Origin of the sequence: Bacillus sp. PS108, assembly GCF_037963335.1 — a bacterium.
GTDB classification, from domain to species: domain Bacteria; phylum Bacillota; class Bacilli; order Bacillales; family Bacillaceae; genus Bacillus; species Bacillus subtilis.
This window is the reverse complement of record NZ_CP150155.1, coordinates 3,095,448-3,117,800: the sequence shown is the minus strand read 5'-3', so window position 1 is coordinate 3,117,800 and position 22,353 is coordinate 3,095,448. Positions and strand designations below refer to the sequence as shown.

Sequence of the window (22,353 nt, the reverse complement as noted above, 5' to 3'; positions counted from 1 at the left end):
AAGTCTTGTTCGGCGGGACAGGATAAGTGAAAAAAGGGGCATTCTGATGATACCAATACCTTCCGCGATAGATGGGCAGTCTTTTCTGCTTCAAGAACTGGAACAAGTGATGAAGCCGCTCGGTTATGTGATAAACGGCGGCTGGGAATACGATCATGGCTACTTTGATTATAAAATTGATGATAGAGACGGCTATTTATTTTTAAGAATTCCCGTCAATGCGGTACAGGGCAGTCTCGATGAACGAGGGGCGGCCGTCCGGATCGGAACGCCGTTTATGCTGAGACAGGTGTTTCAGGCGGATGTTGACGATCACGCCGAGGGAGGGCCTTTCCAATCACTGTTTAATCAATTTTCCGAACCGGAAAGGCGGGACGCGGAAATTGATCCGGCATTTTTGGATATCGGCGCCTCTCTCGTGAAAGAATTGGAGGATGTTCTGTTACACTAGATGGCAAGGAATTGATCTGTTTCGAGCACCTTGTATGTAAGAGGAGGGGAAATCATCGGCCCCTCCTCTTTTTGTACGCCTATAATTGTTGTGTTGTGATCAAGGAAATAGAGAACACAGGTTTTGTAAGCCGCTCCCTTTAGTTCGTCAGGAACAGCAAGAAGCTCCACATGCTGATCAAGTGTCAGCTTGATTCCGTTCTGCTGTTTAGACGGCCGTAACTTGACTTGGTAATGCTGCAGCATCGCCCGGCTGATAAATTCTGAAGTTCCGATGATTTGGTTTGCACCTGCCCGCTCCGCATTGGTGACAAAACGGTCAGTCAAAATCTCGACGATGCAGTAAGCAAGGGGATTAAGCCCTTTAACAGATAAAAGAGTAAGCACTGACAGCATATCAGCATCAGTTTCACTTTTATACTGATCGGCAGTAATCATCACTGATTCCGCTTCAGTAATATTGGCCCGTTTCAGTGTCCCATCATCGGCAGCGTGCCCGCGTATGAAATGAACGTTTTCAATAAGCGGGCCTTCTGTTAAGGATTCATCGATTAGTACGACCGTTTTGGAAGGGGCGGCAAGCTGAAGGTCCTTCAAAAGCCGGTTTGTTTTTTCATTCCACCCGATCAGAATGATGTGGTCCCGGCCTTTGTAAGCAACTTTTCCTTCGATGTAGCGATGCTGTCTGCTGAATGCGGCCGCTGATAACGTAGCGAAATATGCTGTGACAAAGCTTGCTCCGCTCAAAATCAGCAGTATTCCGGCTGCCTGTCCCAGCGGCGTGTGCGGCACATAGTCTCCATAACCGACTGTCGAAACCGTAACGACAGCCCACCAAATGCCTTCGAATACCGAAGTGAACTGCTTAGGCTCAAGTATATAAATGATTTGGCCGAACAAAAGAATCAGACATAAAATAATAACCCCGATTCGGATAAATAACGGCCACCTGAGCCATGAAATAAATATCCGATTTGATTTCATTCTTTTTCTCCTTCTTCAGATACTGAGATGGATAAAATCTGTTTAATAATTGTATTTAATTTTTCATTTAGCTTTTCCTGGCCGTACTTATCTCGGGCCTGCTTCATTAACTCGGCTGTATCATCATCAAGCTGAATAAGCGGTTCATCAATTTCCGATTCATTATACAGCTGGATAAACGCGTCCAGTCCTTCATTCATTCGGTCGATTGCTGTGCTCAGCTGTTCCTTTTCCTCACTCGTCACTTTCATAGCTTCCATCACACCCGTGCTTTTTTCTAACAGTATGTCCCACTTCCGGTGATGTTTTTCAAAAAATGTACAAAACATATAAAACCGGATTTCTCCATAAACTAAAACAAAAAGGATGAAAAAGATGACGATCTTTCAAAGAACGATCGTGGTTTTGATCGGTACACAGCTGGCGGCATCCGCGGTGATTTTGTTTATTTTCGATTTGAATTCATATAATCACTTTTCCGGCAGCTTCTCCTGGTTTTATTTTCTGAAAGAACTGGCCGGCGGTTTCGCCTTTTATTTGTTTTCAGCAGGCCTGTTCTTTTTGCTGATTGGATTCTGTGCTCCAAGCCGGAAGAAAAAGCGCATTTCTGTACACGGGAAAGAAAACTCATTAAAATAATCGTAATAGAGAAATGATCATGGAAAAAGGATGATGAAAAAATGCTGTTTATATTTTTAACAATAGCCGCATTGGGATTGTCGTTTTGGGCACAATTTAAAGTAAAGAGCAACTTTGAAAAATATTCAAAAGTGGAAGCCTCAAGCGGACGTACAGGGGCAGAAACGGCAAGACGGATTTTAGATATAAACGGTCTTTACGACGTGCCGGTCGAACCGGTAAGAGGCACTTTAACAGACCATTACGACCCGACAAGACGGGTGGTGCGTTTATCTGAGCCGGTCTATTACGGCCGCTCAATTTCCGCCATATCCGTAGCTTCCCATGAAGTCGGACATGCCTTGCAGCATCAGGAGTCATATGGTGCGCTTGTGCTGAGACATAAAATCTTCCCAGTCGTGAATTTTGCATCAGGTGTAGCTCCTTTGCTTTTCTTAGGAGGCATGCTTCTCGGCAGCCTGAATTTGATCGGGCTTGGCATCATACTGTTTTCAGCGGCAGTCTTTTTCCAGCTGATTACATTGCCTGTCGAATTCAATGCAAGTTCACGCGCCAAGCAGATTATTGTGTCAGAAGGATTCATCCGAAACAATGAAGAAAATGGGGTAAATAAAGTGCTGAGCGCTGCTGCCTTAACGTATGTGGCCGCCGCCCTGGTTTCCCTGTTTGAACTACTTCGTTTTGTGATGATTTTCTTAAACGGTCGTGATGAGAATTAACGTTAAGGAGGTGGTCCCTTACCATTTATGGTAAGGGCTTTTTTTGCTTATTTTACAATTGATCGCCATTTTTGTTTTGATTGGCATTACGGCTGTTTTCGTTGCAGCGGAATTTGCGATCGTCAAAATCAGAGGTTCAAAAATCAATCAGCTCATCGAAAGCGGTGACAGCCGAGCACTAGCCGCACATAAAATCATCTCCAATCTTGACGAGTATTTATCAGCCTGCCAGCTCGGGATTACGATTACAGCCCTCGGCCTTGGATGGCTTGGTGAACCTACATTTGAACGTTTTCTTCATCCCTTATTTACAATGACAGGCATGCCGGAACCATTTAACCACATTGTCACATTTGTAGTTGCATTTATCATCGTCACTTTTTTGCATGTGGTGATGGGGGAGCTTGCCCCAAAAACGGTTTCTATTCAAAAAGCTGAAGCTGTAAGCTTATGGATTGCAAAGCCGCTGATCTGGTTTTATAAAATCACGTACCCGTTTATTAAAGCATTAAACGGCTCTGCAAGCTTTCTTGTGAAATTGTTTGGCTTTCATTCAGTAAAGGAGCATGAGGTTGTCATCAGCGAAGAGGAACTAAGGCTGATCCTTTCTGAAAGCTATGAAAAGGGAGAAATCAATCAGTCTGAATTCCGCTATGTAAATAAGATTTTTGAATTTGACAACCGGGTAGCGAGAGAGATTATGATTCCGCGGACAGAAATTGCGGTTATCTCTCTGGAGCAGTCGCTTGAAGAGGCAATTCATCACATCATTAATGAACGGTATACACGCTACCCTGTCATCAAAGATGACAAGGATCATATTTTAGGGATCATCAACAGCAAAGATATGTTTAAAGCTTATTTTCTCGGCCAGCCGATAAAGCTGGAGCAAATCATGAGGCCCGTTATCAGGGTCATTGAAAGTATTCCTGTTCAACAGCTTTTAATCCGCATGCAGAAGGAGCGGATTCACATGGCGATTCTCGTAGATGAATACGGGGGAACGGCAGGGCTTGTCACTGTAGAGGATATTATAGAGGAAATCGTCGGGGAAATCCGCGATGAGTATGATCAGGATGAAACACCGCACATCCTGAAAAAGGGCGAGCACCATTATGTGATGGATGGAAAAGCGCTAATAGACGAAGTGAATGACCTTCTCGACATTGCGATTGAAAATGAAGAAATTGATACGATTGCAGGCTGGCTTCTAACGCAAAAAATGGAGCTGAAAGCAGGAGATATGATACACGCGGAGGGCTGTGAATTTAAAATCCTCGACGCCGAAGATCATCACATCCGTTTTGTAGAAATTAAAAAAACTGATTTTTGATAAAAAACAGCCGGGGAACAAACGGCTGTTTTTTGTGTCATCAAGTCATTTCTTAAAAAGCAATGCTGTAAAGACCTTTTTCTACATAGGATATATAAGAACGGTACACTGGGAAGGAGTGGCTGTATGAAAAAGGCTTGGTGGAAGGAAGCCGTAGTTTACCAAATTTACCCCCGCAGTTTTAAAGATTCAAATGGCGACGGAATCGGGGATATTCAAGGAATCAGATCCAAGCTTTCTTACATAAAAGAGCTGGGCGCTGACGTCATATGGATTTGCCCGCTGTATGATTCACCGAATGCCGATAATGGCTATGATATCAGGGATTATCAAAACATATTAAGCGAGTTTGGCACGATGGAAGATTTTGACGAGCTGCTTGGTGACATTCATGATCTGGATATGAAGCTGATTATGGATCTCGTTGTGAACCACACAAGCGACGAACATCCATGGTTCATAGAATCCCGTTCATCCATACACTCGGAAAAGCGCGACTGGTATATTTGGAAAGACGGCAAAAACGGAAAAACGCCCAACAATTGGGAAAGCATTTTCGGCGGGCCGGCTTGGGAGTATGATCAAAAGACAAGCCAGTATTATCTGCACCTTTTTGATAAAAAACAGCCTGATTTGAATTGGGAAAATGAAAAGGTGAGGAATGCCGTTTATGACATGATCAATTGGTGGCTTGCTAAAGGAATTGACGGATTTCGGGTGGATGCCATTACGCATATTAAGAAAAAAGAAGGGCTTCCCGACATGCCGAATCCAAAGGGATTGGACTATGTCCCTTCCTTTCCTTATCATATGAATGCTGACGGTATTATGGATTTGTTAACAGATCTGAAGGAAAACACATTTTCCCGCTATCCGATTATGACAGTTGGTGAAGCAAACGGCGTCGCTGCAAAAGAAGCAGCTGATTGGGCTGGAGAAAAAAACGGCATATTCAGCATGATTTTTCAATTTGAGCATCTCGGCCTGTGGGATGTAGAGATCAATGAAAGTATTGATATCGTTGCATTTAAACGAATTTTAACTGACTGGCAGGACAGTCTGGAAGGGATCGGCTGGAATGCTTTGTTTATGGAGAATCACGACCAGCCCCGTTCAGTTTCTGTGTGGGGAGACGACGGAGTGTACCTGAAAGAAAGTGCAAAAGCGCTTTCCGCTGTTTATTTTCTCATGAAAGGCACACCGTTTATTTATCAGGGACAGGAACTCGGGATGACGAACGTGGCTTTTCCATCTATTGATGACTATGATGATGTCGCAATGAAACGCCTGTATGAAACAAAAACGGCGAAAGGCACATCACACGAGGATGTGATGAAGATTGTCTGGAAAAAGGGAAGAGACAATTCAAGAACGCCGATGCAATGGAATGCAGGTCCATACGCCGGATTTTCTGAGGCCAAACCGTGGATCCGAATCAATGAGAATTACAAATGGCTGAATGCCGAGGCGCAAAAAAATGATAAAACATCCGTTTACCATTTTTATAAAAGCTTGATCAAGCTGCGCCAAACATATGATGTTTTTATTAACGGGACATACGAGCTCATTTTACCGGAAGATCAGCAAATCTTTGCATATCTTCGGAAAAACGAGAGCCATACTGCACTGATTGTGGCCAATCTGACAGGAACACCGGCGTTGTTCAAGCACTCTGGCTTGCCATTGTCATCAGATGCACTCGTCTTGTCAAATATTGAAGCAGAGCCGCACAAGCATATGACATCAGCACTCTTAAAGCCGTATGAAGCAAGAATATATCTATGGCGCTAATCTCCAGCCTTAGACTGGAGTTTTTTTGTTGTATCAGGTTTATGAGAGCGGTTTAACAGGAAAAAAAGAACACAGAAAGAATTAAGCAATGAGAGCGGACAAACGAAAGGAGAAACAAATGCTGAAAACACTGCAAATCAAAACAACCAAACGAGATGAAATGATTGATATCACCCATGAGGTGGAAACGTTTCTTCAAGAAACAGGTATAACGAGCGGCGCAGCGCTGATTTACTGTCCGCATACGACTGCGGGCATTACAATTAATGAAAATGCCGATCCGGACGTCAAAAAAGATATGCTCAGAAGGTTTGATGAGGTATATCCGTGGGAACATGAGCTGGACCGCCATATGGAGGGCAATACAGCTGCACACATGAAGTCGAGTACGGTCGGAGCTTCACAGCATGTCATTGTGGAAAACGGCCGGCTCATTCTTGGAACGTGGCAGGGCATTTATTTCTGTGAATTTGACGGCCCTCGCACCCGGACATGCTATATCAAAATGATGGGATAATAGGCTGTTTTTTTGACAAAAGCATGATCGCTGAACAAACGCCGATAGCCGGAGGGCTTGTCACACCCGCCCCGGCTGCCGCTTTATCGAATGAAGGCGCGCTTGGCATTCGGCTATCTCAGTCACGACATGCTCGAAAAGCTAATCCCTATGTGAAATAAAAAAAGGAAAGCCTTGCATGAGGGATAGTTAATCAATGGATGTAAACGTACCGAGCTTTGCCGAACGTAACTTGATAAACTGAGGTGACAGATATGAACATTCTTCAATATTCTTATAAAAAAAGAGGGAAAATTGAGTTTGTATTTGAAGGCTGGCCTCACTCAAAAGTTACAATGGCTCCTATCAAAGGCTACTATTTTGTCCGCTTTATCAAATGGAGCAGCCTGGATCCAATCGTGACAAGAAATGACCTTGAAAAAATGGAGTGGGCTGCGAACCAATATCTTGGCACAGCCCCCTTCTATCGAAAACGAAAGACATTTGAAACCCCATCGTCCCGAAAATAGGCGATGGGGCTTTTTAGCGGACGATGCGGAAAAGAGACGGAACATCCAGTCTGGTCGCCTGTGACAGAAGGTAGGCTGACTGTAAGGCTCCTTTTTTCCTAAAAGAATTCAGCTTATCAATAATTTGCTTTCCGTTTAAGATTCCAAGACCATGGGCAAAATATTTATCTTCCCCCAGTAAAATCACATTTTCGCCTCTCCATTGTGCCTTTTGCGGATCAAATTCAGGATTCTTAAAATACAAACAATCTCCAAGGAAAAAGTGGTGTCCTGTTTCCGTATATATCGGCAATTTCTCATAATGCCAGTCATATAAAATAATTCTGTCAAAGCTGGCATTGAATTTATCTTCTCCGATTGTATCGATTAAGGCCAAGTAATAAATGATAACGATTGCGGTTGCGCATTCAAACGCATAAAACGGGCCGTTCTCAGCAATGTCCCGAATCGCTTTTGAAGGCGGCATTCTGTATTTCAGCTCCAAGGCGCCCTCCGGTGAAACTCTCCAATACGTTGTATTCCCGTATGTTTTTAAAAAAGTGGCAAACTTCGCCCCGCTTTTGTGCAGCGTTTTTGCCGCTGCTACAATATTCATCCGCAGTTTAAGCTCAAACATCAGTTCAGCAATTGAATGATAATCAAACTGAACAGGTGTCTCAATCATCTCTTTTAACAGCGGATTCAGATTTTGATCAATCTGCCAATTTTCAATATCCTGGGGACGGAGCAATTGTCCTGATACAATAATCATGTTTAGCCCCCCTTGTTTTTTATAAGATATGCAAAGGGCTTGGGCAATGAAAGTTAAAAAGACAGAAGACAGCCAAAAAGAACTTCTTCCATTTTTTATTTTAAAACTTTTTTAAGCAGCCGATATATACTGTATTAAACCTGAAGGAGCAAGTGACATGAAGACTTTTATCAATTGGCTGAAGAAACCGTCTATTTCAAAGAAATTAATCGTCTCATTTATTGCGATTCTCATTATCCCTATTCTTATATTAGAATTTAGCTCTTACCGAAGCGCCAGCGGAAAGCTGGATCAGGAAATTATGGGAAATGCGAAAAACAGTGTCGATACATTTAATACAACTGTTACAAATGATCTGGGAGAAAAAGCGAAAGCAGTCACCTTTTTCAGTGAATCTCTTAAAAGGTCCGCATTCAAAGGGAAATCCAATCAAGAAGAGATCAAAGCTAAATTTTCACAATATGTATCTATTAATCAAGGAGTAGCCAGAATTTATGGGGGCGCAGATAACGGCACTTACGTACAAGCGCCAAAAGAAAAATTGCCGGAAGGATACGACCCGAGACAACGCCCTTGGTACCAGGATGCGATGAAGGCCGGCGGTGAAATTGTCGTGACAGATCCTTACGTGGCTGCGAGTGACGGAAGCATGGTCATTACCATTGCACAGGAGCTGAAGGACGGATCTGGCGTTGTCGCCATGGATATTACCATTGATAAATTGTTAGAACAAATGAAACAAATCAAGGTCGGAAAAGAAGGTTATGCTTTCATTGCAACAAAAAACAAAACCTATGTCGCCCACAAGAACCATAAGGCTGGAGAAAAGCTTTCAGGCGACTGGGTAGCCAAAATGTATGCGAATGACAGCGGTGAACTCCAGTATACTCTTAATAACGAAGATAAAAAGATGACCTATACTACAAACGAACTGACTGGTTGGAAAATAGCCGGCACAATGTATATGGATGAAATTAAGGATGCCTCAAAGTCTGTGCTGACTACAGGAATGATTGTGCTGATTGCTTCCATTGTGGCAGGCGGAATTTTAATTCTGTTTATCGTTCGTTCAATTACAAAACCGTTAAAACGTCTTGTTCAATCATCGAAAACGATCAGCAGGGGGGATCTGACCGAAACGATCGAAATCCATTCAAAGGATGAGCTTGGGGAGCTTGGGGAAAGCTTCAATGAAATGGGACAATCTCTCCGCTCTCTGATCAGCGCTATTCAGGACTCGGTGAACAATGTGGCCGCATCTTCCGAACAGCTTACCGCATCTGCCGGGCAGACGAGTAAAGCCACCGAGCATATTACGATGGCGATTGAGCAGTTCTCAAACGGAAACGAGGAGCAAAGCGAAAAGGTTGAATCCAGCTCTCATCAGCTGAACTTAATGAATGAAGGACTCCAGCAAGTCTCACAAACATCGTCAGATATTACAAAGGCATCTATCCAATCAACGGAAATCGCCGGAACGGGTGAGAAGTTTGTGCAGCAGACAGTCGGACAAATGAACTCGATTAATCAATCTGTTCAACAGGCTGAAGCTGTTGTCAAAGGCTTAGAAGGAAAATCAAAAGACATCACAAGCATTTTGAGAGTCATCAACGGAATCGCTGACCAAACAAATCTGCTTGCACTAAACGCAGCCATTGAAGCGGCGCGTGCCGGAGAGTCAGGACGCGGCTTCTCTGTCGTAGCGGAGGAAGTGCGCAAGCTGGCTGTCCAATCAGCCGATTCAGCAAAAGAAATCGAAAAGCTGATCCAAGAAATCGTCGCAGAAATCGACACCTCTCTTCACATGTTTAAAGAGGTCAATCAGGAAGTACAGTCCGGACTTGTTGTCACAGACAATACAAAAGAAAGCTTCCAGAGCATTTTCAGCATGACAAACGAAATCGCAGGCAAGCTGCAAACGATGAATTCCACCGTCGAGCAGCTGTCAGACCGTTCACAGCATGTTTCAGCAGCAGTCAGCGGCATTGCAGACGTGTCGAAAGAAAGCTCGGCAAGCATCCAGGACATTGCCGCATCAGCTGAAGAACAGCTTGCTTCCATGGAAGAAATCAGTTCCTCAGCGACCACTCTTGCGCAGATGGCAGAAGAGCTTCGTGATCTGACGAAACAATTTAAAATCGAGTAAAAGCCGAAAAACAGCGCTATCAAAGCGCTGTTTTTTTATATGGTAAACAATAATAAAGTCCTAGTTTAACAGGTGAATTTAGAACTATTTTTCATTTTTTCCTCCATTTTCAATGTAATTTAAAGGAAGATCCGCCGATATAATTTGTAAATTATTGAAAGAAGGTTCAAAAGGAAATGAAAAAAACACTCACCACTATTCGCAGATCATCAATTGCAAGGAGACTTATTATTTCTTTCCTGCTGATCTTAATTGTTCCGATAACCGCCCTTTCGGTTAGCGCTTATCAATCAGCAGTTGCCTCACTTGATGTACAGATGACGCAAAGCGCAAAGGAAAATGTTCAGATATTAGATCACATCATTGATGATAAAATCAGCACGACTGAAAAAAGCCTCGCATATTTCAGCGATTGGGCTACAGAAGAAAAGTTTCAGGATAAAAAGAAAACAGAGCTGAAACAGGAATTTAAACAATTTATCCAAATGAATGATAATGTCGCTGCGGTATTTTCAAGCGGCAAAGACGGGGAATTCACCCGTTATCCGTACGCTGACATGCCAAGTGACTTTAATGCTTTGGAACGAGATTGGTACAAAGAAGCAATGGCCAATAAAGGCAAAACAATTGTCACTGAGCCTTATGAATCGATTTCATCAGGAAAAATGGTCGTCACCATCGCCCGTCAAACGGTGGATGGGTCAGGCGTTGTCGCCATTGATATGAAAATTGATGACTTAGTCACTACCGCGAAAGGAATCAATATCGGAAAAGAAGGCTATGCTTTTATCTTGAGCCAAAACAAGAAAGTCATCGCCTACTCCGGAGAAAAAGCGGGAACAGAGCTAAAAGGGGACTGGGTTGATAAGCTCTACAAGGATAAAAGCGGGGACTTTGAATATACGTACAAAGGCAAAAAGAAAAAAATGGCATTTGCAACAAGCGAAACAACAGGCTGGAAAATCAGCGGCACGATGTATGCAAACGAGATTCACGATGCTGCAAGCAGGGTTCTGATCATGGCTTCAATCGTTCTGGCGATTGCCATCGCAGCTGGAATGACGGCGATTTATTTTGTGATTCGATCCATCACAAAGCCATTGAGACGCATTGTCGCATCCGCTGAAAAAATTAGTGAAGGCGATCTAACCGAAACGATTGAAATCAATTCAAAAGATGAACTCGGCGTTCTGAGCGAGAGCTTCAATCATATGGCACACTCGCTTCGCTCGCTCATTCACGGGATCAAAGACTCAGTAGAGCACGTTGCCTCATCGTCTGAAGAGCTGACTGCATCGGCAGACCAGACAAGCAGAGCCACTGAGCACATTACGATGGCTATCGAGCAATTTTCAAACGGCAGTGAAAGCCAAAGCGAGAAAATAGAAACGACAACCGAACAAATTAATGAAATGAATGACGGATTGGCAGAGCTGGCGCGGGCTGCAGCAGTGATTACAGAAACATCCGCAGATTCAACAGAAGTGTCAAGTAAAGGGGAGACACTCGTCCAGAAAACAGCCGGCCAAATGAACACAATTGACCATTCTGTAAAAGCAGCGGAACAAGTGGTGAAAGGGCTGGAGATCAAATCAAAGGATATCACGAATATTTTGCGTGTCATCAACGGCATTGCGGATCAAACCAATCTTTTGGCTTTAAATGCCGCCATTGAAGCGGCCAGAGCGGGTGAATACGGACGGGGCTTCTCAGTCGTCGCTGAGGAAGTGAGAAAGCTCGCGGTACAGTCGGCTGACTCGGCAAAAGAAATTGAATCGCTGATCAGTGAAATAGTAAAAGAAATTCACACATCACTGAACGTGCTTCAGTCCGTAAACAAAGAAGTTAAAACAGGGCTTGTCATGACGGATGAAACTAAACAGAGCTTCAAACATATATCGCAAATGACCAATCAAATTGCTTCCGAGCTGCAAAACATGAATGCGACGGTTGAGGAGCTGTCAGCGGGAGCTCAAGAAATTTCCGCAGCTTCAAATGATATCACAGCCATTTCTAAGGAAAGCTCGGATGGCATCCAAGATATCGCCGCTTCAGCTGAGGAACAGCTGGCTTCCATGGAGGAGATTAGTTCATCTGCACTGACGCTTGAAAGAATGTCTGAAGAACTCCGTGATCTGACAAAACAATTTAAAGTAGATAAATAATAGGTCTAAAATACTATTTATTTATGGGAAATTAGTTACTTTTGTTAAATTTCTTCTTTTTTGCTGTATATATTTACCCATTTCCAGCCGATATGAAGGGTAGCATAAAAAAGGAGAAATGAATGATGAAAAAAATACTCCAACTCATAAAACAAAGATCAATTACACGGAAGCTTCTTGTTTCCTTTCTGTCGATCCTCATCATACCGGTTGTTATATTGGCGATCTTTGCGTATCAATCGGCTAGCAGCTCACTCGACAGACAGATGATGGGGAGCGCATTGGAAAATGTACAGCAATTAAACGAAATCATTAACACCAGCATCGGCGAAAAAGAAAACAGTGCTGATTATTTCAGCGAATGGCTGACAAAAGAGAAATACAATGCAAAAAGCAATGCAAGCATTGCAGAGAAATTCTCACAATATATCAGCATTAACAAGGATGTAGAATCCATTTATACAAGTGACACAAAAGGGCACTTTACCCGCTATCCGGATCTTCCGATGCCAAGCGGCTACAATCCGGTTGAACGCGACTGGTACAAAAAAGCGGTTGCAAATAAAGGGAAAGTCGTGATCACAGACCCTTATAAAACCGCGTCGACAAATACGATGGTTGTGACAATCGCCCAGCAGACAAAAGATGGTTCAGGCGTTATCGCAATCAACATGACCATTGAAAATCTGCTGAAAACAACCAAAAAAGTCAACATCGGCACACAAGGCTACGCATTTATCATGACGAAGGACAAAAAAGTTGTCGCTCATCCTAATGAAAAATCAGGAACTGAATTAAAAGGCGACTGGCTCGATAAGATGTTGAGTGCTGATAAAGGCGATTTTCAATACACCATGGATGGCGATAAGAAAAAAATGGCCTTTGACACAAACAAGTTGACGGGATGGAAGATCGGCGGCACCATGTATTTGGATGAAATCCATGAGGCAGCCCAGCCTGTCCTACACCTTGCTTTAATTGTCTTGGCCGCAGCTATTATCATAGGGATTATCGTCATGACTTTGATCATTCGGTCGATTACAACACCGCTGAAACAGCTTGTCGGTTCCTCTAAGCGGATCAGCGAGGGAGATTTGACGGAAACCATTGATATCCGTTCAAAAGATGAATTGGGCGAGCTTGGCAAAAGCTTTAACAATATGGCGTCGTCACTTCGTTCTCTCATACACGCCATCCAGGATTCCGTAGATAATGTTGCCGCTTCCTCTGAGGAGCTCACTGCATCAGCTGCGCAAACGAGCAAGGCAACAGAGCACATTACATTGGCGATTGAACAATTTTCTAACGGCAATGAAAAACAAAACGAAAACATTGAAACGGCAGCAGAGCACATTTATCAAATGAATGACGGGTTGACGAATATGGCTCAAGCTTCTGAAGTGATCACTGATTCATCTGTTCAATCGACAGAAATTGCAAGTGAAGGCGGCAAGCTTGTTCATCAAACCGTCGGCCAAATGAATGTCATTGACAAGTCCGTTAAAGAAGCGGAGCAAGTCGTACGCGGATTGGAAACGAAATCGAAAGATATTACAAACATTTTGCGTGTGATCAATGGCATCGCAGACCAGACGAACCTGCTTGCCTTAAACGCAGCAATTGAAGCAGCGCGCGCAGGCGAGTACGGCCGCGGCTTCTCCGTTGTAGCGGAAGAAGTAAGAAAACTGGCAGTACAGTCAGCAGATTCAGCAAAAGAGATTGAAGGATTAATCATCGAAATTGTGAAGGAAATCAATACATCACTCGGCATGTTCCAATCTGTCAATCAAGAGGTGCAGACAGGACTTGACATCACAGATAAAACAGAAATGAGCTTCAAACGCATTTCTGAAATGACGAACCAAATCGCCGGCGAACTGCAAAATATGAGTGCGACGGTTCAGCAGCTTTCTGCCAGCTCCGAAGAAGTTTCGGGAGCGTCTGAGCACATTGCATCGATTTCAAAAGAAAGTTCAGCGCATATACAAGATATCGCGGCGTCAGCCGAAGAGCAGCTTGCTTCCATGGAAGAAATCAGCTCGTCTGCAGAGACCCTTTCGTCTATGGCGGAAGAGCTTCGCGATATGACCAAACGATTCAAAATCGAATAATAAGCCTTAACACCCAAGCTTGTTACGCTTGGGTGTTTTTTTTAGTTTTTTTATTAAACCTTTTATCCTAGTTTGACGATATTAGATTTATCTTAAAGGAGGAGTCAACAAGAATGGGAAAATTCATACATTGGATCAAACAGCCATCGATCAGCAAACCGCTAATCGCTGCGTTTCTGGCAGTGCTTATTTTGCCGGTTGGGGTTTTAGCATATTTCAGTTATCAATCAGCTTGGAACGCGTTAGACAGAGAGCTCATAAACAGTGCGAAGGGAAATGTTGAAGAACTAAACAGTACGCTGCAAAATAAATTAGAAGATAAAGTAAAAGCAATAGATTATTATAGTGAGACAGTCGATAAAGACATATTGTTAGGCAAAAACAAAACATTACTGAAAGAGAAATTTAAGCAGTACACGACACTTAACGACGATGTAGGCGCAATCTATGCTGCTTCAGAAGATAAGAAGCTTTATAAATATCCGGATAGCGGTGTTCCGAAAGGTTTCGATCCGACAGGACGTGACTGGTACAAACAGGCGGTTGCGGAAAAAGGACAAGCTGTTTTCTCAGAACCGTATACTGATGAAGCGACAGGAGATATCGTTGTCACAATTTCAAAACAATTAAAAGACGGTTCAGGGGTTATAGCGCTTGATTTAAACCTGGATGAAGTGCTTACTGCATCACAAAGAATCAAAATCGGTAAAGAAGGCTTTGCATTTATTACGACTGGCAACAAAAAATATATCGCCCATCCGACAATTAAGCCGGGGACAACCGGATCCGGCGATTGGACAAACCAAGTATATTCCAAAAAAGAAGGCTCATTTGAATATATATTCGAAGGCAAAGAAAAGAAAATGGCCTTTACGACAAATAAACTGACTGGCTGGAAAATCGCAGGCACATATTTTGTCAGTGAATTGCAAGATGCTTCAAGTCCGGTGCTGAACACTGCGGTTATCATTCTATGCGTGTCAATTGTAATCGGCGGCATACTCATACTCTATATTATTCGTGCCATCACCAAGCCGTTAAGAAAACTTGTCTCAACGTCTGCAAAAATCAGCAGTGGAGATCTCACAGAAGTCATTGACATTCACTCGAAAAACGAGTTTGGCCAGCTTGGCGAAAGCTTTAATGAAATGTCTGCATCATTGCGTTCTGTAATCGGCGTTATTCAAACGTCTGTAGAAAACGTTGCTTCATCTTCTGAGGAGCTGACGGCAAGCGCAGCCCAAACGAGCAAGGCAACTGAACATATTACACTTGCCATCGAACAATTCTCAGATGGCAACGAGGCACAAAGCGAGAAACTGGAAACAAGCTCAAATCATCTTTCTCAAATGAACGAGGGGATTTCAAAAGTGGCTCAGGCCTCTTCAACCATTACGAAATCATCGATTCAGTCCTCTGAGGCAGCGGGCAGCGGAGAAAAGCTGGTGGAGCATACAGTCGGCCAGATGAAAACAATTGACCAATCCGTTCAAAAAGCGGAAGCGGTTGTGAAGGGCCTTGAAACAAAATCGCAAGATATCACAAGCATCTTGAATGTGATTAATGGCATTGCTGATCAAACCAACCTGCTTGCATTAAATGCTGCGATTGAGGCGGCAAGAGCGGGAGAATACGGAAGAGGTTTCTCAGTAGTTGCGGAAGAGGTTAGAAAACTTGCTGTACAATCAGCAGACTCCGCCAAGGAAATTGAAGGATTAATTCAAGAGATTGTCAGGGAAATCAGCACCTCACTTTCAATGTTCCAATCCGTGAATCATGAAGTGAAAGAAGGCTTGCAGATTACGGATCAAACAGCGGAAAGCTTTAAACAAATCTATGAGATGACAACCCAAATTTCCGGCGAATTGCAAAACTTGAACGCGACGGTTGAACAACTGTCAGCCGGATCACAGGAAGTGTCAAGTGCTGTTGAAGATATTTCTGCAGTGGCGAAAGAAAGCTCAGCAGGCATTCAGGATATCGCAGCTTCGGCGGAAGAACAGCTTGCGTCCATGGAAGAAATCAGCTCTTCAGCGGAAACGTTGGCAAACATGGCGGAAGAACTTCAGGACATTACGAAGAAATTTAAAATAGAATCATAATGAAACAAGAAAGCGGCATATCTGCTGCTTTCTTTTTTGTTAAAAGCAAAAATAAACAAAAACAATTCAAAAACAAACAGAAATCATATATAATGAAAACGGATACAAATAAAAGGGGATGGAGGAATATCAAATATGGCGAAACATATATGGGATTCAGAGCGAGCTGCACGGCTGCCTAAAGGTGTAGAGGAATTGGTGTACAGGTCCAATCTGATCGGGTCAGACCGCACTGTCTGCAACTGGGGCGGGGGGAATACATCTATGAAAACAACGGAAAAGGATTTTAGAGGCCGTGAAATAGAAGTCATGTGGGTAAAAGGAAGCGGTTCGGATTTGGCAACAATGAAAGCGCATAACTTTACCGGTTTGAAATTAGATGATATCCGCCCGCTGATTAAAAGGGACCAAATGCCAGATGAAGAAATGGTAGACTACCTGTCTCATTGTATGATAGACAGCAAACATCCCCGCCCTTCAATTGAAACGCTATTACACGCTTTTCTGCCATACAAACATGTTGACCATACCCATCCAGATGCGATTATCAGCATATGCTGTGCGGATAATGGAAAACAAATCGCTGAAGACATTTACGGAAATCGGTTTGTATGGGTGCCATACGTCCGTCCTGGATTTACTTTGTCTAAAATGATCGCTGAAGGCGTAGCAAACAATCCCCACGCCGAGCTTATATTAATGGAGAAACACGGCTTAGTCACTTGGGGAGAGACGTCTGAAACATGTTATCAAAAAACGATATCCATCATTCAAGAAGCCGAGCAGTATGTTAACGATCGTATCAATCAGCATGAGGTATTCGGAGGCAAAAGGTATCAGCCGCTGCCGGAGGATAAAAGAAAACAAATCTTGGCAGGCATCATGCCTGTGATCAGAGGAGCAGTAAGTGAAGAAAAGAAAATGATCCTTTCCTATGATGATCATGACGATGTCTTGGAATTTGTAAACAGTGTCCAAGCGCCAGCACTTTCGCAAATCGGTGCGGCATGCCCGGATCACCTTGTTCACACAAAACGGGTTCCGCTGTACATTGATTGGAATCCGGAAACTCAAGATGTGCACAAGCTTGCAGATCTGATCAAGTCAGGAGTCGAGACCTTTACATCAGAGTATCAGGCTTACTTTACACGAAATCAGCAGGATGGGGATCAAATCTTTGAATCCTCCCCACGGGTGATATTGATTCCGGGAATCGGAATGGTGAATACAGGAAAAAGTTATGCCATGTCTAAAGTAAGCGGGGCTTTATATCGGAGGGCCATCGCCGTGATGAAAGGAGCAACCGCTCTGGGGCAATTTGTTTCTTTACATGAAAATGAATCCTACCATGTCGAATATTGGCCGCTCGAACTATATAAACTCACGCTGGCCCCGCCGGAAGCAGAATTTTCCCGAAAAGTAGCGTTGATAACTGGAGGAGCCGGCGGAATCGGCAGTGCAGCATGCCGCCGATTTGCAGCTGAGGGAGGGCACGTGATCGTAGCTGATCTGAATATAGAAGGTGCACAGAAAATTGCCGGGGAAATAAACGATGCATACGGAGAAGGACGGGCAATGGCTGTCAAAATGGATGTGACAAAGGAGGAAGACGTACAATCAGCTTTTGAACGAGCGGCGCTTGCTTACGGCGGCATTGATATCGTCGTCAATAATGCCGGGCTGGCCACATCAAGCCCATTTGACGAAACAAGTCTAAAAGAATGGAATCTTAATATGAATGTTTTAGGAACAGGCTATTTCCTTGTAGCCCGTGAAGCGTTTAAACAGATGAAACACCAAAATAGAGGCGGAAGCATGGTATTTGTCGGATCGAAAAATTCGGTTTATGCGGGCAAAAACGCCTCTGCCTACAGCTCGGTTAAGGCGCTTGAAACCCATTTAGCAAGATGCATTGCTGCAGAAGGTGGAGAATTCGGCATTAGGGTCAACTCTGTTTTGCCTGATGCGGTTCTTCAAGGATCGGCAATCTGGGGTTCAAGCTGGCGGGAGGAACGAGCCGCGGCGTACGGGATTGAACCGGATCAGCTGGAGGAACATTACCGGAAACGGACAGCATTGCTCGTCAATATTTACCCGGAGGATATTGCCGAAGCCATTGCATTCTTCGCTTCTTCCAAAGCCGAAAAAACAACGGGCTGCATGATCACGGTAGACGGCGGCGTTCCTGCTGCTTTTACGCGTTAGAAATATGCTATGATAAAAAATATAAGACGGACTACGATATGAGGAAGGGCGTTACCGATGCTAGTAGCAGAACGGCAGCAAAAAATAGTGGAAATAGTAAATATGCGTTCAAGCATCCGCGTTTCCGAATTAAGTGACATATTTTCAGTCACAGAGGAAACCATTCGGCGTGATCTTGAAAAGCTTGAAAAAGAACATAAACTGAGCCGGAGCCACGGAGGAGCGGTCAGTATTCAGCAGAAGGAATCAGAAATTCATTTTTCTGAACGGGAAATCACGAATGTCATCGAAAAAAAAGCCATCGCTCACGAAGCGGCCAAATATGTAAAAAGCGGAGACCGAATCATTCTCGATGCAAGCACAACCGCTTGGTACATGGCAAAAATACTCCCTGACATTGAGCTCACCGTGATTACAAACTCAATGAAAGCAGCTATTGAACTCAGCAATAAAGAAAACATATCAGTCATTTCAACAGGCGGCATTTTGCTGGAAAAATCATTATCGTTTGCCGGCCCGTTAGCAGAGCGTTCACTTGAGACCTATCATGTCAATAAAACCTTTCTGTCATGTAAGGGATTTGACGTACACAACGGGATGAGTGATTCAAATGAGTGGCAGGCGCTGCTCAAAAAACGGATGATCGAAAGGTCGGACCAGACCATTTTGATGGCCGATTCAAGCAAATGGGGGAACCGCGAGTTTTCACATATTGCCTCGCTGCAAGATGTCAGCCGCCTTATTACGGATTCTGGACTTGATCCGGCATCGGTAAAAGCTCTTGAGGACAAAAAGGTGAAGGTGACAGCTGTTCCTCTTTCGAAGAGAGGGTGAAAGGATGATTTATACTGCCATTGATATAGGCGCATCAAGCGGGAGAATCATGGTAGGTGAACTGAATGAAGGGAAGCTTGACATACAAGAGATTCACAGGTTCGCTAACGGTTTCAGTCAAAGAGACGGGCATTGCTTTTGGGATATTGATCATTTGCTAAAACAAATCCTGCAAGGACTGCAAAAAGTAAAGACGCTTGGGTATGAACACTGCACCGTAGGCATTGATACATGGGCAGTTGATTATGTCTTACTGGACGAAAAAGGCGATCGGTTGCGGGAAGCAATCTCCTACCGTGATAGAAGAACAGATCACACAATAGACAAACTGGAACATACCCTCTCAAAAGCCGCAATTTATCAAAAAACAGGAATACAATTTCAGCCTTTCAACACGATCTATCAATTATATGAGGAAGACCGTGAGCTGCTGATAAAGACAGACAAAATTATGATGATTCCTGATTATTTAGGCTATTGTTTAACCGGAAAAGCTGTAACGGAAATCACAAATGCGTCCACAACACAGCTTTTAAACGCCTCAACGGGAAATCTTGATCCTGAATTGCTTGAAGCCGTGTCCGTTCAGGAACAGCAATTTGCCCCGCTGACTGAACCGGGGTGTGAACTCGGGAAGCTAAGAAATGAGTGGTTCCCGGATTATGATCTCCCGGCGTGCAAGGTGATGACAGTCGCAACACATGATACGGCCTCGGCCGTCATTGCAGCGCCAGGCGTACATGATGGCTGGGCGTATATCAGCAGCGGAACATGGTCGTTAATCGGGGTTGAAAACAAAACACCGATAATAACTGATCTTGCTTTAGAAAACAACTATACAAATGAACGCGGCGCAAACAACACCATTCGCTTTCTCAAAAACATTATCGGCATGTGGGTGATACAAGAAGTCAGACAGCAGTTACAAGCAGATTACTCCTTCCAGCAGCTTGCAGAAGAAGCCAAAAAAACAGAACCATTCCAGCAATTTATAAACTTAAATGATAAACGATTCCTGAATCCAGAAAACATGATAAAGGAAATACAACATTATTGCAGACAAACCCGCCAAAAGATTCCCCGCACTGCAGGCGAACTTGCCTGCTGCATCTACAGCAATTTAGCCATCATCTATGCGATAGCCATCAAAGAGCTCGAAACAATCACAGAACAACCGATCGAGCAATTTCATATCATCGGCGGCGGAGCCCGGAATGATTTCTTAAATCAATTAACGGCAGACATGAGTGGAAAAGCGGTATATGCAGGGCCGATAGAGGCAACTGCCATCGGAAATCTTTTGATGCAAATGATTGCTGCCAAAGAAGTCAAAGACATAAAAGAAGCCCGGCAAGTCGTCAGAAATTCCTTTCCGATCAAAGTGTTTACACCTAAAGACATTGACAGAAGCACCATCATTCAGTCATTTCAGCAAACCGTTTTGAAAGCGCTATCTAAATGATGAAGAGGTGAAAAGGTTTGAAAAGAAAAGCCAGTATCATGTTTGTCCATCAAGACAAGTACGAAGAATACAAACAGCGGCATGATGACATTTGGCCAGAGATGGCAGAAGCACTCAAAGCTCATGGAGCACACCATTATTCCATTTTTCTAGACGAGGAAACAGGCAGGCTTTTTGCATATTTAGAAATAGAGGATGAAGAGAAATGGAGAAAGATGGCGGACACGGAAGTTTGCCAAAGATGGTGGAAATCGATGGCGCCATTAATGAAAACAAATTCGGATTTCAGTCCTGTTGCGATAGATCTAAAGGAAGTTTTTTATTTGGATTGAAAAACTGATAAAGGGAGAGAGCCGTATGACCATAAAAGCCAATTATGACAGTGCAAAACAGGCATATGAAAAATGGGGAATTGATGTTGAAGAGGCGCTTCGGCAATTAGAGCAAGTGCCCATTTCGATCCACTGCTGGCAGGGTGACGACATTGAAGGCTTTGAAGTAAATAAGGGCGAGCTTTCAGGCGGAATTGACGTGACCGGCAATTATCCCGGAAAAGCGCAAACTCCTGAAGAATTAAGAAGAGATTTGGAGAAGGCTCTTTCTCTCATTCCTGGAAAGCACCGCGTAAACCTGCATGCGATATACGCAGAAACAAACAGGGAAGCGGTAGAACGTGACGAATTGAAGCCGCAGCATTTTGAAAACTGGGTGAAATGGGCAAAAAACCTTGGTCTCGGTTTAGATTTTAATCCAACCTTGTTTTCGCATGAGAAAGCGGCTGACGGACTCACCCTTTCACACCCTGATCCCGACATCAGAGAATTTTGGATCAGGCATTGCATCGCTTGCCGCCGTATCGGGGAATACTTCGGGAAAGAATTAGGAACACCTTGCTTGACGAATATTTGGATTCCCGACGGCTATAAGGATATCCCGAGTGATAGGCTGACACCGCGTAAAAGACTAAAAGAATCACTGGATCGGATCTTCGCAGAGGAGATCAGTGAACATCACAATCTTGATTCAATCGAGAGCAAGCTGTTCGGGCTTGGCTCCGAATCATATGTTGTCGGATCTCATGAATTTTATTTAGCTTATGCTTTGACGAATCATAAGCTTTGTTTACTTGATACAGGCCATTTCCATCCGACTGAGACGGTATCAAACAAGATCTCGTCCATGCTGCTTTACACAGACAAGCTTGCCTTGCACGTATCGCGGCCTGTTCGTTGGGATAGCGACCATGTAGTGGTTTTGGATGATGAATTGAGAGAAATCGCTCTTGAAATTGTACGAAATCATGCTCTTGAGAAGGTCGCCATCGGTCTGGATTTTTTCGATGCCAGCATTAACCGTGTAGCCGCCTGGACCATCGGAACGAGAAATATGATCAAAGCTTTATTGTATGCCCTGCTTCTCCCGAACGGCTATTTAAAACAATTGCAGGAAGAGGGCCGCTATACAGAAAGGCTGGCCCTGATGGAGGAATTCAAAACATATCCTTTCGGAGCCATCTGGGATTCCTACTGTGAGCAAATGGGCGTTCCGGTAAAAGAAGCATGGCTTCATGACATCAAAGAATATGAGCAACAGGTGCTTTTAAAAAGGAAGGCATCTTCTCCGATTGCCTAATAA

19 protein-coding genes and 1 pseudogene are annotated in these 22,353 nt (G+C 43.7%); 17 read left to right on the top strand and 3 right to left on the bottom strand.

The features are described 5' to 3' along the window. Window positions 1-46: 46 nt before the first annotated feature. On the top strand, window positions 47-451 hold the full coding sequence (locus tag NSQ16_RS16265; RefSeq protein ID WP_003228878.1) for a YugN-like family protein: 405 nt from the start codon (window positions 47-49) through the stop codon (window positions 449-451). On the opposite strand, the gene kbfO is transcribed toward NSQ16_RS16265, so the two are convergent. Then, window positions 448-1,434 (bottom strand): potassium channel protein KbfO, encoded by a 987-nt coding sequence (gene kbfO, locus NSQ16_RS16260; protein WP_015384493.1) that lies wholly within the window; start codon window positions 1,432-1,434, stop codon window positions 448-450. The two genes, NSQ16_RS16265 and kbfO, sit on opposite strands and share 4 nt — an antisense overlap. Continuing rightward, window positions 1,431-1,763 (bottom strand): biofilm formation protein MstX, encoded by a 333-nt coding sequence (gene mstX, locus NSQ16_RS16255; RefSeq protein ID WP_021480479.1) that lies wholly within the window; start codon window positions 1,761-1,763, stop codon window positions 1,431-1,433. The genes kbfO and mstX overlap by 4 nt, the downstream gene beginning before the upstream one ends. Before the next feature lie 46 nt (window positions 1,764-1,809). Here mstX and NSQ16_RS16250 point away from each other — a divergent pair, with 46 nt between their 5' ends. The 7 genes and pseudogenes from NSQ16_RS16250 to NSQ16_RS16220 all read left to right on the top strand — a co-directional run bounded on the left by NSQ16_RS16250 (window position 1,810) and on the right by NSQ16_RS16220 (window position 6,942). Then, window positions 1,810-2,073 (top strand): hypothetical protein, encoded by a 264-nt coding sequence (locus NSQ16_RS16250; protein ID WP_085185954.1) that lies wholly within the window; start codon window positions 1,810-1,812, stop codon window positions 2,071-2,073. Between the two features lie 41 nt (window positions 2,074-2,114). After that, window positions 2,115-2,792 (top strand): zinc metallopeptidase, encoded by a 678-nt coding sequence (locus tag NSQ16_RS16245; protein ID WP_003228889.1) that lies wholly within the window; start codon window positions 2,115-2,117, stop codon window positions 2,790-2,792. 43 nt (window positions 2,793-2,835) lie between these two features. Continuing rightward, window positions 2,836-4,125, top strand: a complete 1,290-nt coding sequence (locus NSQ16_RS16240; protein WP_339232317.1) for a hemolysin family protein — start codon at window positions 2,836-2,838, stop codon at window positions 4,123-4,125. A 126-nt stretch (window positions 4,126-4,251) separates the two neighbouring features. Continuing rightward, on the top strand, window positions 4,252-5,916 hold the full coding sequence (locus NSQ16_RS16235; protein WP_339232315.1) for an alpha-glucosidase: 1,665 nt from the start codon (window positions 4,252-4,254) through the stop codon (window positions 5,914-5,916). Between the two features lie 25 nt (window positions 5,917-5,941). Continuing rightward, a pseudogene (locus NSQ16_RS16230) lies at window positions 5,942-6,075 on the top strand (hypothetical protein). Beyond that, window positions 6,035-6,433: a secondary thiamine-phosphate synthase enzyme YjbQ gene (locus tag NSQ16_RS16225; protein ID WP_046160787.1), complete on the top strand. Its 399-nt coding sequence runs from the start codon at window positions 6,035-6,037 to the stop codon at window positions 6,431-6,433. The pseudogene NSQ16_RS16230 and the gene NSQ16_RS16225 overlap by 41 nt, the downstream one beginning before the upstream one ends. Before the next feature lie 254 nt (window positions 6,434-6,687). Further along, the gene (locus NSQ16_RS16220; protein WP_042974489.1) at window positions 6,688-6,942 is read left to right on the top strand and encodes a hypothetical protein; all 255 of its coding nucleotides are present in this window, start codon (window positions 6,688-6,690) and stop codon (window positions 6,940-6,942) included. Between the two features lie 13 nt (window positions 6,943-6,955). Here NSQ16_RS16220 and NSQ16_RS16215 read toward each other — a convergent pair whose 3' ends face one another. Then, window positions 6,956-7,693 (bottom strand): protein-glutamine gamma-glutamyltransferase, encoded by a 738-nt coding sequence (locus NSQ16_RS16215; RefSeq protein WP_003228904.1) that lies wholly within the window; start codon window positions 7,691-7,693, stop codon window positions 6,956-6,958. Window positions 7,694-7,850: 157 nt separating this feature from the next. On the opposite strand from NSQ16_RS16215, the gene mcpB reads away from it, so the two are divergent. The 9 genes from mcpB (at window position 7,851) to rhaA (ending at window position 22,350) form a co-directional block, all read left to right on the top strand. Continuing rightward, complete coding sequence (gene mcpB / locus NSQ16_RS16210; RefSeq protein ID WP_003243461.1) at window positions 7,851-9,839, top strand: methyl-accepting chemotaxis protein McpB; 1,989 nt, start codon at window positions 7,851-7,853, stop codon at window positions 9,837-9,839. Between the two features lie 176 nt (window positions 9,840-10,015). Further along, entirely contained in the window at window positions 10,016-12,004 is a 1,989-nt protein-coding gene (gene tlpA, locus NSQ16_RS16205; protein WP_160221782.1) for a methyl-accepting chemotaxis protein TlpA, read from the top strand. A 125-nt stretch (window positions 12,005-12,129) separates the two neighbouring features. Continuing rightward, a complete protein-coding gene (mcpA, locus tag NSQ16_RS16200; protein ID WP_015714603.1) occupies window positions 12,130-14,115 on the top strand; it encodes a methyl-accepting chemotaxis protein in 1,986 nt (661 codons plus the stop codon). 113 nt (window positions 14,116-14,228) lie between these two features. Then, window positions 14,229-16,217 (top strand): methyl-accepting chemotaxis protein TlpB, encoded by a 1,989-nt coding sequence (tlpB, locus tag NSQ16_RS16195; protein ID WP_003228913.1) that lies wholly within the window; start codon window positions 14,229-14,231, stop codon window positions 16,215-16,217. A gap of 135 nt (window positions 16,218-16,352) precedes the next feature. After that, window positions 16,353-18,422: a bifunctional rhamnulose-1-phosphate aldolase/short-chain dehydrogenase gene (locus NSQ16_RS16190; RefSeq protein ID WP_046160782.1), complete on the top strand. Its 2,070-nt coding sequence runs from the start codon at window positions 16,353-16,355 to the stop codon at window positions 18,420-18,422. Window positions 18,423-18,479: 57 nt separating this feature from the next. Further along, complete coding sequence (rhaR, locus tag NSQ16_RS16185) at window positions 18,480-19,256, top strand: rhamnose catabolism operon transcriptional regulator RhaR (protein ID WP_009968057.1); 777 nt, start codon at window positions 18,480-18,482, stop codon at window positions 19,254-19,256. Window positions 19,257-19,260: 4 nt separating this feature from the next. After that, window positions 19,261-20,718, top strand: coding sequence for a rhamnulokinase (gene rhaB, locus NSQ16_RS16180; RefSeq protein WP_160221781.1), 1,458 nt, complete (start codon window positions 19,261-19,263; stop codon window positions 20,716-20,718). 17 nt (window positions 20,719-20,735) lie between these two features. Further along, a complete protein-coding gene (rhaM, locus tag NSQ16_RS16175) occupies window positions 20,736-21,050 on the top strand; it encodes an L-rhamnose mutarotase (protein ID WP_003243762.1) in 315 nt (104 codons plus the stop codon). Window positions 21,051-21,075: 25 nt separating this feature from the next. Continuing rightward, entirely contained in the window at window positions 21,076-22,350 is a 1,275-nt protein-coding gene (gene rhaA / locus NSQ16_RS16170) for an L-rhamnose isomerase (protein WP_003228924.1), read from the top strand. Window positions 22,351-22,353 lie beyond the last annotated feature (3 nt).

Excerpts from the sequence above, each read along its gene's own strand:
- mcpB (WP_003243461.1), top strand. The coding sequence starts at position 7,851 with ATGAAGACTTTTATCAATTGGCTGAAGAAACCGTCTATTTCAAAGAAA.
- NSQ16_RS16215 (WP_003228904.1), bottom strand. The coding sequence starts at position 7,693 with ATGATTATTGTATCAGGACAATTGCTCCGTCCCCAGGATATTGAAAAT.
- NSQ16_RS16225 (WP_046160787.1), top strand. The coding sequence starts at position 6,035 with ATGCTGAAAACACTGCAAATCAAAACAACCAAACGAGATGAAATGATT.
- NSQ16_RS16250 (WP_085185954.1), top strand. The coding sequence starts at position 1,810 with ATGACGATCTTTCAAAGAACGATCGTGGTTTTGATCGGTACACAGCTG.
- rhaA (WP_003228924.1), top strand. The coding sequence starts at position 21,076 with ATGACCATAAAAGCCAATTATGACAGTGCAAAACAGGCATATGAAAAA.
- NSQ16_RS16235 (WP_339232315.1), top strand. The coding sequence starts at position 4,252 with ATGAAAAAGGCTTGGTGGAAGGAAGCCGTAGTTTACCAAATTTACCCC.
- mstX (WP_021480479.1), bottom strand. The coding sequence starts at position 1,763 with ATGTTTTGTACATTTTTTGAAAAACATCACCGGAAGTGGGACATACTG.
- NSQ16_RS16265 (WP_003228878.1), top strand. The coding sequence starts at position 47 with ATGATACCAATACCTTCCGCGATAGATGGGCAGTCTTTTCTGCTTCAA.
- rhaR (WP_009968057.1), top strand. The coding sequence starts at position 18,480 with ATGCTAGTAGCAGAACGGCAGCAAAAAATAGTGGAAATAGTAAATATG.
- NSQ16_RS16220 (WP_042974489.1), top strand. The coding sequence starts at position 6,688 with ATGAACATTCTTCAATATTCTTATAAAAAAAGAGGGAAAATTGAGTTT.
- tlpB (WP_003228913.1), top strand. The coding sequence starts at position 14,229 with ATGGGAAAATTCATACATTGGATCAAACAGCCATCGATCAGCAAACCG.
- rhaB (WP_160221781.1), top strand. The coding sequence starts at position 19,261 with ATGATTTATACTGCCATTGATATAGGCGCATCAAGCGGGAGAATCATG.
- mcpA (WP_015714603.1), top strand. The coding sequence starts at position 12,130 with ATGAAAAAAATACTCCAACTCATAAAACAAAGATCAATTACACGGAAG.
- kbfO (WP_015384493.1), bottom strand. The coding sequence starts at position 1,434 with ATGAAATCAAATCGGATATTTATTTCATGGCTCAGGTGGCCGTTATTT.
- NSQ16_RS16190 (WP_046160782.1), top strand. The coding sequence starts at position 16,353 with ATGGCGAAACATATATGGGATTCAGAGCGAGCTGCACGGCTGCCTAAA.
- tlpA (WP_160221782.1), top strand. The coding sequence starts at position 10,016 with ATGAAAAAAACACTCACCACTATTCGCAGATCATCAATTGCAAGGAGA.
- NSQ16_RS16245 (WP_003228889.1), top strand. The coding sequence starts at position 2,115 with ATGCTGTTTATATTTTTAACAATAGCCGCATTGGGATTGTCGTTTTGG.